This is a genomic window from Alteracholeplasma palmae J233, from assembly GCF_000968055.1.
In the GTDB taxonomy this organism is placed as follows: domain Bacteria; phylum Bacillota_I; class Bacilli_A; order Acholeplasmatales; family Acholeplasmataceae; genus Alteracholeplasma; species Alteracholeplasma palmae.
Genome location: NC_022538.1, coordinates 911,482 through 925,316, shown reverse-complemented (window position 1 = coordinate 925,316; position 13,835 = coordinate 911,482). Strand labels below are relative to the sequence as shown.

The 13,835-nt window shown below is 27.5% G+C and carries 7 protein-coding genes; all 7 read right to left on the bottom strand.

Going from position 1 to position 13,835, the window contains the following annotated elements; genetic code table 11:
• Positions 1-70: 70 nt before the first annotated feature.
• Positions 71-1,567, bottom strand: a complete 1,497-nt coding sequence (locus BN854_RS04255; RefSeq protein ID WP_026659521.1) for a transposase — start codon at positions 1,565-1,567, stop codon at positions 71-73.
• A 161-nt stretch (positions 1,568-1,728) separates the two neighbouring features.
• Positions 1,729-2,211, bottom strand: coding sequence for a hypothetical protein (locus BN854_RS04250; protein WP_026659515.1), 483 nt, complete (start codon positions 2,209-2,211; stop codon positions 1,729-1,731).
• Positions 2,208-2,900, bottom strand: coding sequence for a hypothetical protein (locus BN854_RS04245; RefSeq protein ID WP_026659510.1), 693 nt, complete (start codon positions 2,898-2,900; stop codon positions 2,208-2,210). The genes BN854_RS04250 and BN854_RS04245 overlap by 4 nt, the downstream gene beginning before the upstream one ends.
• A gap of 8 nt (positions 2,901-2,908) precedes the next feature.
• The gene (locus tag BN854_RS04240) at positions 2,909-3,787 is read right to left on the bottom strand and encodes a hypothetical protein (protein WP_026659504.1); all 879 of its coding nucleotides are present in this window, start codon (positions 3,785-3,787) and stop codon (positions 2,909-2,911) included.
• Between the two features lie 14 nt (positions 3,788-3,801).
• Positions 3,802-9,795, bottom strand: coding sequence for a hypothetical protein (locus BN854_RS04235; protein WP_026659498.1), 5,994 nt, complete (start codon positions 9,793-9,795; stop codon positions 3,802-3,804).
• A 33-nt stretch (positions 9,796-9,828) separates the two neighbouring features.
• Positions 9,829-12,366 carry a transglutaminase-like domain-containing protein gene (locus tag BN854_RS04230; RefSeq protein ID WP_026659495.1) on the bottom strand — a complete coding sequence of 846 codons (2,538 nt, stop codon included), beginning with the start codon at positions 12,364-12,366 and terminating at the stop codon, positions 9,829-9,831.
• A gap of 25 nt (positions 12,367-12,391) precedes the next feature.
• Entirely contained in the window at positions 12,392-13,828 is a 1,437-nt protein-coding gene (locus tag BN854_RS04225; RefSeq protein ID WP_026659486.1) for an AAA family ATPase, read from the bottom strand.
• Positions 13,829-13,835: the final 7 nt, after the last annotated feature.

Below are 13,835 nucleotides of genomic sequence, written 5' to 3'. Positions count from 1 at the left end.
AAAAAACATCTACTTTTAGGCGTCAAAAAAGAAGATTCTATTAAAATCTTAAGTTTATTGTAGATATCTATTATGTTATTCTATACTTTTTATTATGATATTTTCTCAAATTATACCCAATCGCTGTTAAATAAAACTCCATTTTAACATTATGAGTTAATCTTCGTCTAAATCTTCTTACTTTAAATGCTTCTTTAATCACTCCAAAGGCACCCTCAACTTGAATTGACCTTTGAACTCTTAATTCAATTCCTAATGGTGATGTAAGATTTTTAATAACCTCTTTTTGGTATGTAAGATTTTCATCATTAATCTCTTTACGCTTACCATTTGGTAATTCATATACATCATTACCTCGATTATTTCTATACAGATACTTTAAAGTATCTCCATTAGGTGTTAAATAATCATTACCTGATTTAGTAAGGTTAAATGGAAAATATGGATCTTTCATTCTTTTTTTGTCATGCGTATCTTTAGCATACATTGCATATTTTTGATAAAGCTCCATATCGTTTAGTTTTAAATAACGATAATTCGTTAATCCACCATATCCAGCATCCGCTACTGGATATTTTGGATAGAAGTCATAACTTTTCTTAAATCCTTCTAAAAAAGGAATCAAAGTTTTATAATCACTACGTTCTTTATAGATATCTAGATGTAGGATATATTCATTTGATACACCAATTTGTATATTATACCCTGGTTTTAATTGACTATTACGCATATGATCTTCTTTCATATGCATAAAAGTCGCGTCTATATCTGTTTTAGCATATGAGTTTCTATCATTACCCATAATCTTTAAATGTCTTTCATACTCTACAAGTTTAGCTAAATATTCTAAGATATGTTCATAATCTCTTTGTAAAGTAGTTTTTCTTTTTCCTTTACCATATTTAAACTCTATTAATTCCCTATCTATCTCATTAAGTAGAAAGTCTTTGATGCTATTTAAATTATCAGTGTTATATGTTTCATGTATGGAAAAGAAGATATCTGAGTCTTCATATCTTTTATTTAAGGATTCTATCTGTTTGGTTATTTTTTTATATAACTTATCTCTAAACTTTTCAATAGAACCACGCCATGTAAAACTATATTTATTAGCCACCGATTCTATTTTAGTACCATCTATATATAATTTATCTGTATCAATAGATTCTTTTTTTATTAAGTACTTACTTAGTTCATAAAAGATTTCATCTATTCCTTTAACTAAGTATTTATCCATAAAGGTTTTTATTGTTTGATGACTTGGCATTAATTCATCTGTAAGCCACATGATTCTAATATCATTTTTAGCAGCTTTTGCCATATCTCTTAAAGATTGAATCTTTTCCATTTGACAAAACATGATCAGTTTTAACATTTGAACCGGATTATAACCCATACGACCTCTTGGGTCTTTTGAGCTATTTAAGTATTTTTTTATCTCCAATTTTCTAAATACTTCATCAAATGTACGAACTTCACTATCAAAAGGAATTTTTATGTCTAATTGTAGTGGTAATTTTAACTGTTTTGGGTTAAAATTATGTTGTATATTTTGTTGTGTTTGCATACTATAATTATACCAAAAAACCGCCCTAGGATTCTAGAGCGGCTTTTTTGTTTTATAGACTGTTACTTTTATTTCGTTACAGTCCCTTTTTTATATGCTCATTTCTATAAAAAAACCTCAACAGTTTTCCATATAAGGATTCTTGTTGAGGTTTTTATTCTTTATGCAATAAAAAGAAAATAACTAATAATAATTCCTGCTAAAAATAGTATAAAGAACATTAATGTAATGTAAAAACTAATATTCTTATTTTTATGAAACATACTTACTTGATGTAAAGATTCTTTTGTTAGATCTATTTCATTTTGAGTTTCAAATACTTCACTATCATAGGACATCACTTGAATAGATATCGTTTCATACTTTCTATGAACTCCTATTCCCTCATTTAAGAGTATGTAATTCTTAATATGGCTAATATCATTAAATGTGTATAAAGCCTTTTGAACAGGGTTATTTGGAGCATCATAGAAGGTTATTTCTAATTTAAGATGAGATATTTTTTTATTAATATTATTTTTAAGTTTTAAAAAGGTATATTGTAATTTATCTTGATCCATACAAATAATATGTTCTAGTAATTCAAGGTTAGATTCTTCTTTAATAACATATGTTTTTTTAGATATCAAATTAAGATTATTCATTTTTTCATACCTACTTTAGCTCTTTTTTTTAATGTTTTATTAACAAGTAGATAGTTAATAAGACAAACAACTATCAGCACTGAAAGTAAGATAGAATTATTTTCAGTTGTAAGAAAACTATCTATCATATCATCATCTATCAAATACATCGTAAGGTACGATATCCCAATTAATAAATGAAATAAAGAAACGGTTGCTAATTTAGCAATCACTTTATTAATGAAGTACTTATGCTCAATTATATCAGGAACCTTATTTTCGTTAGTTTCTAAAACTTCAATGTTAACATAGGCAGTTTCTTGTGGCAAGGTTATTTTTGATGTGTGATCAAACTTTCCTGTTTGTTCTACAAATATGATATCGATGAGTTGTTTATATGTAGTGTAGGCATAAACTTTTAATGTAACATTGGGGATTTCTTTAGAAAACTTACAAATTAAATATGTTTGTGTCTCTTCGTATGCAATAGCATAATGGCTCATAAGTTCCATAGATAGTGATTGTGGTTTAAATAAATTATACTTCACATCACCTATATAACTTTCAGATAGTTTATAGTCTTCAAAAAAGTCATTCATATTTCTTTTTAATTCATATTTCTTTTTATATAAGATTCTTAGTATAATTGCAAAGATCATTGAAAGAATCCCAATACCTAGACTTATGTAGGCAATTATATTTAGTTCCATCATTTCACCTATAAGTTAGAATCAGGTTCATCAGCTCTAAACAATATGTCTAATTTTTCTCTTGATTCTTTCACTTGTCTTTCAATATATGTTTCTTCTGTAATCTCAATATTTTCATTATTATAATCATCTACTAGTTGTTTAAAATGAGTGATACTAGAAACTTTATAGGCTAACCAAATTTTAGGTAAGATAAAGATTAGCATCAGGATAAAAATCACTGTTAATGAGACAAGCAATTCAGTTTCTAGGTATTCTTTTCCAATCATTAGAAATCCTACAAAAAATCCTATATAGAATGCTGCTCTAATTAAACTAATGATTTGAATGAGTAAAAGTTTAGTTTTACCTCTTTTTTTCATTACTTCTATCCCTTTAGAATACGCTTGTGACATACTTGTATTTTCTGTTGCGATAATATAAAAAATGGGTGCCATGAGCAAATTTTGTCTTACTAAGACAATAAGCCCTACAATAGCTGTTATTAAAGTAAAGATAAAAGTAACATATTCTTTTTCAAATTCTAGTAATATATCTATTTGAAAACCAAGTTCTTTAAATAAGAAAATTAGGCCAACGAAGATACCAGTTGTTACTATTGATCTTAGTAATTTTACAGCAAAATAACCTAAGGCAGTCCAATACTTATTAGGTTTATCTGTATTTGAGAAAGAAGATTCAACTGAAAATTGATTATCTTCTTCCATCATTTTTACTATTTTTACTTCTGATAAGGCAAATAGTGGATATAAAAATACGCTAGCCATACTTATAATCATCGATAGTACATATGTAAGATAACTATAAAATGATGCCCTATTAGTTTTAAATGCTTTTCTTGTTTCTTTCATTCCATATTTTATTAATTGAAACATGCTTTTATTCATTTTTAAAAGCCTCCCTATTCTATTGAATCAGTAATTCTTAGCATACCATCAATTCTTGTAATCTCGTAATATGCTGTTACATCTAAATTGCCATCTTTAACTACTACGGTACCTACTTTATTAACTTCTCTTCCAACATCTGTAATATTACCTATTATTTCAACTGTTACTTCATGACCTCCTAAAAGGCCAGAAGTGGTGTACGAATTATTTGTTAATTCTTTTTCATCATACTCCTTTTCTTCAGATGCAGCAGTTATTATTAAGGTAGCTTTTGTTATTTTTAGTTCACCTTTAATGTTAAAAGTATAGTTCATAGACATATCTTCATTGAGACTGTTGACAATTTTAGAGCCTTCTTTAACAAATTCTAGTTGTTTTATTCCAGTTCCTTCTAAAACTGCCCCAAATTTCAATTTATGACTGTGGTTATCAATAAATGATTCAGGGTTAATGTAGTAACTAGTTGTTTCATATATATAATTTGTTCCATTATAAACAGTTGTTTTTGAAGCAGCTTGAACATTGATTTTTAGTGGGTCAATTTGTAACTGACCTTCTATAATACTTATATTGTATAGATATGATACCTTTTTATTACCATCATAGATTTCAAAAGTTCCTTTATCACTGCTTAATGTTCCAGCGTTTTTAATAATATCACTAGTATCAAACTGATGTACTATTTTATGACCTTCAAGTAGTTTTTTATTTAAGTCCTGTGTCTCTTTAAATACTAAAGATTTACCATCATAAACTTTTTGTTCATCTTTTATCTTGATTGCTATTTCTCGTTTATTAACTGTTAATGTTCCTTCTGTATTAGCCTCTACATTATAGTTTTTAGTTACATCATTTCCATTTTTATTTTTTATTGTATAACTTATTATCTTAGTAGTACTTTTTCCTATATCAGTTTGTGATCCACTTGTAATAATAGCAGTAATTTCATCACCAAGAGCTAATAGCTTATCACTAATAACTTGAGCCTTGGAAGCTATTAACGGTTGACCATCATATTCTTTATAGCTATCTTCTGGTTTAATATTAATACTTCTCTTTGTTATTTCTAATTTGCCAATATTTTCATATGAAATATCATAACAATATGTCACATTTCCTGTCTTCCCGGTTAGTTCACTTAATGAATCATCAATGATACTAATTTCAATTGTATTAGTAGTTTCTCCAACATTAGTAATTCTTGTAGACTTAGTTATTTCTATTCTATGATTAACTACTAAGTTTTCAGAAGTCGTTTTTGTATCAAATGAATTAATTTCAGTTCCATCATATTCTTTTATTTTAGAACCACTTATTATTGTTATTTGGCGTTTTGTAATTTCAATTATTCCATATAAGTATGTAATATCAAAGTTATCAGTAACATCTAAACGATCTTTGTAAATCCAAATTTTTATTTTGTTTACATGCTTATCAACACCATAACCACTAACATAGCTATTGATCTGACTTTCATATTCAGAAGACAACTCTCCCACAATTTCATAGTCTCCTCTGTGATATTTCCCATCAAATTCGATTGAATGGCTGCTTGTTTTTACAGTTATGGGTTTCTTATTAACAATGATTCTGCCTTCTATAAAGTTAATCATATAGTTATTAGTGTAATCATCAGTCTCATTTTGTCCAATAATTTCAACTGTTACCTTATTAGAAATGCCAGTTGAATCCGTTGCATTAATTTGTTTAGTATAGCTTGTAACATTATACTTTTGTCCAGAAACTAGGCTCCCTTTATCAATTTCTATTTTCTCATTATAATGTTCAGTTCCGTCATAGATCGCAGTTTTAGAACCAGTTATAACTGTTATTTCACGTCTGGTAATAACCAATTTTCCGTATACATAAATGATATCATAATTGTCAGAGACATCATTTTCTTTAGAATCTTTAATAATAACCGTCAGATCATTATCAAATCGACCTACATTTTTAATCGTTGGGATAGATTTATCTGGATCTAAACTTGTTTCATGTTCATGTATTAATCCTTCAGTAGTATATTCTTTATTAGAATGTATATTACCATCATATGCTAGTTCTAATCCCAAAGTTATAATTGTGACTTGTTTTTTTGTGATAGTTAGTGTTCCAGGCAAAATTGTAATATGATAGTTATTCGTTGAAGTACCCTCATTTGCTTTATAAATATCAGTGGTTACAATATTATTTTGGTTAGTTGAACCAACATCGATGATTTTCTTATCTGTTGTAATAACAATGCGTTCTCCAAATACAAGTTCACTATTAACATCTACAGGATCATTACTTACTAATTCCTTACCATCATATGCTTTTGATTCATCTTTTGGTTTGATTGTGATTGGTCTTTTAGTGATTGTTAAGGACCCTATTTGTTTGGTAATTGTATAATTGTTTGTTGATTGAGTGCCATCTGATTTTGTAATAGTTACTTCATCAATTTCATTTTCGTAATTTTCTACAACATCTACAGGTTTACCTTTTGTTTTAAGAATAATTGTTTCTCCAAATACAAGTTCACCATTAACATCTACAGCCTTGTTACTTACAAATGGTTGCCCATCATAAATTTTTATTTCATCTTTTGGTTTGATTGTAATATCTCTTGGAGTAATTGTTAAGGAGCCTGTTTTTCTTGTAATATTATAGTTGTTTGTTGAATCCTCGCCACTAGACTTATAAATGTTAGCAGTCACAATATTATTTTCAGTAATCGAACCAACATCGATGAGTTTATTATCTGTTGTGATAATAAGATGTTCTCCAAATATAAGTCTATCATTATCATATTCTGGCGTATTGCTTACTAATTCCTTACCATCATATACTTTTGTTTCTTCTTTTGGTCTGATAGTAATTGGTCTTGGAGTAATTGTTAAGAACCCTTTTTGTTTGGTAATTGTATAATTGTTTATTGAAGACGTACCATTTGAGTTTAGAATAGCTATTTTATCAATTTCATTTTCATGATTTTCTACAACATTTACAGGCTTACCTTTTGTTGTAAGGATAATCGTCTCTCCAGATACAAGTCTATCATTATCATATTCTGGTGTATTGCTTATTAATTCCTTACCGTCATATACTTTTGTTTCATCTTTTGGTTTGATTGTAATAGCTCTTGGAGTAATTGTTAAAGTTCCAAGTTGTTCTGTAATCTTATAGTTATCTCTTGAAGAAGTACCGTCAAGCTTAGTTATTGAAATACTATTTATAGAATTACTTACACTAATAGCATCTGTAATAGTTACATTTATAATTACCTCTAATTCTTCTGATTCTATAATTGCTCCACTTGAAAGATAATTATAATCTATTGATAATGGAGTACCATCATATTCTTTAGTCGCACTACCTGTAGTAATTGTTATTGGTCTTGGGCTAATCGTTAAGAGTCCTGTTTGTTTTGTAATATTATAATTACCTGTTGAATCAGTTCCATCAGCCTTTTCAATTTTAACACTTGTAATTGTATTTATCTTGTTATCCAAAACATTTATAGGCTTACCATCTGTTTTAATAAAAATATTTTCAGTATCTATGAGATCTTTATTAAAATCAAGTGCTACAATGCTTATTAATTCCTTACCATCGTAAATTTTTGTTTCATCTTTTGGTTTGATTGTAATTGATTTTTGTGTAATTCTTAGTTCACCTATTTGATTTGTAATTTCATAATTATTAGAAACATCTAAGTTTCTACTTCTTGAAATAATTTTGGGTGTCCCGATTATTTCATTATTACTAGTACCAGCATCAGTAATTTGTCCATTTGTTATAATTTCAATAAAATCACCTTCAGCAAGACCAGTTCCAACTACTTCAGGAAGAGCACTTGTAAGCTCTTTTCCGTCATAAACTTTGCTTATATCAAGTGGTTTAACTGTTATAGGTTGTTGGGTAATTGTTAAAGTTCCTAGTTCATTTAAAATATTATAATTATTGTTTACTTCTGTACCATTAGTAGTATCTATAATAGAGATAGCTCTTATTTCGTTATCAATCTTACCAACATCAATGATGCTTCCTTTTGTGTCAATACTTATTAAATCATTATAACCAAGATAGCCCTTGATATATTCTACTGTCTTAGATGTCAATATTGTGCCATCATAGGTGCGTTTTATATCTTTGGGTTTAATTGTAATATCTCTTTTATTAATTTTTAGTGTACCAAAATTGTAGTTTATCTTATAGTTTGGCGTCACATCTTCATTTTGATTATAAATCCTAATTTCAATTTTATTTAAAGTTTGTCCCACATTTTTAATTGTAGTAAAGTCCACTATTTCAGCCATATGACCTTTTACAATTTCATTATCAATTTTATACTTTAAATTAGAATGTACATAACTATCATAAATTCCTTCTAAATTTTCTGAAGTTACAGTAATTTCAAGAGGGTTAACTGTAATTGTTCCTTCAATGAATTTTATGTCATAGTTCTTCGTATTTATATTTAAATTTTCATCAATAACATCCACAGTAAACTTATTTATTTTTGTTCCTACATTTATAATGCTAGTAAAACTATTAAGTCTTATATTTTGTTGATAAGCAAGTGTTCCTTCAACAATATTTATTTCTTTATCATAGTGTGAGCCCCCATTATATGTAGAAATATAGTCATTAGTTTTTATAACTAATTTTCTAGGACTAATTGTTATTTTCCCATATATATAACTGATATCATAGTTTGATGTTACATCGTTTTGATTTATATCTTTGATTTTAAAACTCATAACATTATTGTGAGTACCTGCATTAGTAACAGATACAATAAAATTTATATTTTCTTTTTGATTAGGTGCCAAACTACCAACAATTTCATACTGATTATTAGAATAATAGTTTCTATCGTATTCTATATCATTTAAATCGCTTGTTTTAATTTCAATATTTCTTTTTTTAATAGTTAGGGTTCCTGGTAGCGTTTTAATATTGTAGTTGGTTGTTACATCATTACCATTCTTATCAGTAATTTCTAATGATTTTATTGTATTTTGGCTATAGTTAGCATCTGTAATTGATCCATTAGTAGTTATAGAAGCCTTATGCTCTTTTACTAAATTAGTAGTTTCAGCATCGTTGCTTGTAAGAGAAAGTCCATCATACTCCTTAGTAACATCCTTTGGTTTAACTGTTATATCTCTTTTTGTAACTTCAAGTTTCCCTGCAGTATGATTAGGATTAATTTGATGTGTAACATCAATATCACCATAATAGATACTAAATGAACTAATTTTATTTTCGCTAGTTCCTACATTAGTTTGTGATCCCATCGTTTCATACTTAATAGTAAATTCATCAGAAAGATTTCCTATTAAATCATATTCTTTTGATGTAAGTTCTTTTCCGTCATAAATTATTTTTTTATCTTTCAGTTTCAACCCTAAAGTAGATGTAGTAAATTTTATATTTTTTTCAATATAGTTTATTTGATATGAACTTGTTATATCATCACCGTTATTATCGATAATAACAGCTTCTTTTCCGATTACACTTGTTTCTTTTTGTGTAATATCTCCATAAGTATACTTAATACTTGCAATACGATCGCCATTGATGAGTGCTTGCCTAGTTGATAATTTAGTTCCAAAAAGAATTGTATCTTCTTTTATTTCTATATCTAGTTCTCTAGGGATAATTGTGAATGCGTATGTTTTGGAATTTTTAATACCAAAGACTTTTTTACTAGTTATTTTTACTTCATATTCGCCAGCTATTTTAGGTACTTGCGTTGTCCATGTATCATCACCTATTTTTTTATATTCATAACTAACATTTGACATCAGTGCTTGGGAATTTATCTCAAAATTTTCTCCATATTGAATACTTGCTTCATATTTCACATTAGAAATATTTCCTTTTGTGAACGAATAAATTACAAAAAGGATTATCAGAACAGCTAATGTAATTAAAATAGGTATTTTATGTTTAATAATTATTTTTTGAATTAAGATATTTTTTCTAACTCGTGTTTCATATTTATCGTATAACATAATTTATTTACAGTCTCTGACTGTTTCTCCTTCCTATCTTATTTCTAATTCTCCAGGTATATACATTATTTCATAATATTGAGTAACATCTAAGTTTCCTCTATAAATAACTATACTAAATGTATTTGGACTACTTCCTAAGTCTACTTGTTGACCAGTAAAGATTACTTCTTTTATTTCATCACCTTCTACAAGTCCTATTATTTCTTCTAATTCTTTATATTCTAAAATTTGTCCTGTTTCAGGCTCATGTTTAACAGTTTTAGACTTAGATCTAACTGTAATAGGTTTTCGACGCATAACTGCTTTACCAAAATTTTCAGTGATCAAATAGTGGTCAGTTACATCATTATTATTTTTATCATAAATCTTAAGAATAGCGCTGTTATTTTTTTGAAACACAGTTTTACTTAAACTAGAAAAGCTAACTTTTACATCATAGTCAGTAAGAAGTTCTTCACCAATTACTTTAATTTGTCCTCGCTCATCATTTCTCCATTCTGTACTACCATCATAGTCAGAATATATACTTTCTGTTTCAATTATTAGTTTTTCTTTATATATTTGTAGATCGGCTTCTTTATAAATAATTTCAAATAACTCTGTTACATCATTATTATTTTCATCATAAATTTTAAAATCATTCACAGAATATTTATATTTACCAGTTTCTGGTTTCTTCATTTTATTAATTATTGCTTCATAGGTATATCCAAGATTTTTATACTCTTGAAAGTTAGTAACTCTAATATTTTTAGGATCAAACTCTAAATCATTACCATCCCATTGTTTTGTAACTTTATTTGGAGTAACAGTAATTTCAATTTTATCTGCTATTCCTGGTGTCACTTCTAATGGAATCCAACCCATATTTTGAATATAAAATTCAACCCATGAATGAGCATTTTCTTCATGTAAACTACCTAGGTTATTTCGTATATCTGTGTAATAACCTGTTGTGTATCTAGCAGGTATATCTAGTCTTCTTAACAGTAAAGTTGCTAATGTAGCAAGCTGATCTGCACTGCCTTCATTAGTTTCAAATACTTCTTTCAAAGTACTTTTTGCATAATCAGACTTATTTGACTGATTAAAATTTTCTTTGAAGTATTTAGACACTTTTTTCACAACTGATACAAGTTCTTTTTTATCACCTAGTTCAGTTGGAGTTATTTTTATATTTTGTATAAGTTTGTCTAATATTGGTTTAATTTCTTCAGGAATACTTAAATAATATGCTTTAATATTTTCATAATATTGGGCTTCTTCAGCACTATATTCTTCAATAATATTAGAAGCACCATTAACTAGTGTATTATAAGCTGTAAATACAAATTTATAAGAGTCCAACTTAGTATTTTTGATATAACTGTCATTCGTTATATTAAGCTCATCTTTAATTTGTGAGCTAATATAGTATGGTGCTAAAAATGGCACTTGATCTTTTTCATAAACAAGGTTCATTGTTTGTCTTTTGATTGCCTTTGAATTTTTTTCAATTGATAAACTTGTAAATAAAAGTGGGCTTATACTGTCTGTTTGAATATTATTGTCTTGCCAACTGCCTTCAAAAAAATCTCCAAATGATTTATATCTTAAATAAGTTGATCCATTATGGTCTGTCTCGATGCTTGCAACAATTGTATTTTCATATTCTTCTACATTTTTATTTTCTATTTTTCCATCTGAATAAATACTTGTAAGTACTGTTAAATTTCCAAATCCATATTTAATATCATATTGCGCAGTCACATCTTTACCATTGTTATCTTTTATAGTTGTAACAAATTGATTTTCTGCACTACCAGGTTCTGTTATAGTACCTGTAAATTGATTTTCTACTTGATGTCCTTCTAAAAGTCCTTGAATTGGAATAATATCGTCATCACTTCCAGTAAGTTCTTCTCCGTCATAAACTTTAGATTTACCCCTTGATGCGATTGTTATAGGTATCTTCTTTATTGTTAGATTATTATTTTTATACTTTATATCGTAGTTTTTAGTAACATCTATATTTTGATGATTTAAAATTGTTGTGACAATTTCATTAAGTTTAGTTCCTACATCAGTTATTTTTGTTGTCCCGATAACTTTAACTGCATCACCTTTAATTAATGCTTTTTCATCTAAAATATATTCATCTGAAGTAAGTTCTTCTCCATCATATATCTTACTTTCTTCTTTTGTTTCAATATAGATAGTTTTAGGGATAACTTCTAATTTTCCGAATAAATAATTTATCTCATATTTTTTAGTGACATCCGAATTATTTTTATTCAAGATAACAAATTGAATGATATTATCAGCTTTACCAACATTTGTTATTTTTGTATACTCTTTAGGTTCAATTCTTTCTTCTTTTCCCAATTCGCCTTCAAACAATGTAAATAACTCACTAGTTAAAGGGGTTCCATCATATATTTTTTGAGCAGATTCAGTTTTAATTGTTAATTGTTTTTTAGTAGATTCGCCATTAATAATGCCAAATGTAGTAAATAAAACATACATTAAGACTCCCATTAAGGTAGTAATGAGTATAATACCACTAAAGATTAATTTTTTTCTATGCATATGATAAACTCCTTTCAGTATAAGTTTAAGCGTTAATTTCTATTTGTTTAATATATTCTTTACATAATAACATTTCTTCTTCACCAAATAATTCTTCTATAAATGATATTAAATCTGGAATAGTACTTTTTACATAGACCATATTTTTAGTTTCTAGTTTACGTAAAACTTTTTTTGATAAGATATCATCGATTGCCCCTAGTTCACTTCCACCACACGCAATCATTACAGGTACGTAATTTTTTATTTGTTGCATAATACGGTTACCAAAGGTAATTTGATATTTATCTGTTAAGTATTTATCAATCGTTTTAATTCTTCTTAAGTTTCTTTCTGTTATCTTATAGACTTTTTGAGCTTTTTTAATCAGTTCTTCAAATTTAGTTTCAGATAACATTCTCTGATTTGATTCTTTTACTCTAAATGGGGTTGCCTTTTTATCTAAGTTTAATACCATCGCTCTATCATAAACTTTATCTGATATGGCAAAAGTTGAGTCATCGTTATTAGCTGTTCCTATAAACCACATATTTTTAGGTAAGATAATTCTTCCTTTTTGAAGTAGTTTAGGATCAGTGTTCCACTCATCTGAAACGACATCTAAATATCTTTTATTATAATCTGGTAGTTCTAATAAAGATAAGAATTCGGCGAAGTAATATTCAATTCGCGCGATATTCATTTCATCTAATACGGTAATATAGATTTTGTCTAGGTAGTTTGCTTCATAGATTTTTTGAAGAAGAGTTGTTTCATTAAACTTTCTTGTAAATTCATTGTAATATCCTATTAAGTCAGTTCTTTCTTTCCACATAGGTTGAATTGGTACAACTGTCGTATCATTTTTAAGATACTTACCAAATGCATAGGCCAATGATGTTTTACCTGTTCCAGACATCCCTTGTAGGATAATAATTCTTGTCACAGAAAGTCCTGCAATGAATCTTCTAATATCTTCTATATCATAATAGAGTTTAAGTTTATCAGCTGAATATAATCGAAATTCTTCACAGATTTGGCTTAATGTTGTTTCATCTTCAAAACTCATTGGGCCACTATTTTCTATTTCTTCATCTATTTTGCATAACATTGAAAATCTATTATCACTTGAGGTTTCAAGAGAAGATTTATTAGTATCTTCTTTGACTATATTTTTATCTTCTTTTTGATATTTAGCAATCAATTCATTTTTAATCGGGCCCACTTTTTTAGTTTTATGACTCATTCTCATAGCTTTTTTAGTTGTTTTTTTATGATTTTTAATGAGAATAATTAAAATAGAAAAAATGGAAGAAGCTAAAAGAAATGCTGTTACTAAAATATAAATAATTTTCGCATTAGAAGCTGTTTCATTTTCATCAATAAATTGTTTTTGATTATAGATTGAAACAATGAGCAAGACACTCATGATGACAATCATAATTAATGAAAATGTAAGTATATGTTTATATTTTTTATTCATACTATAG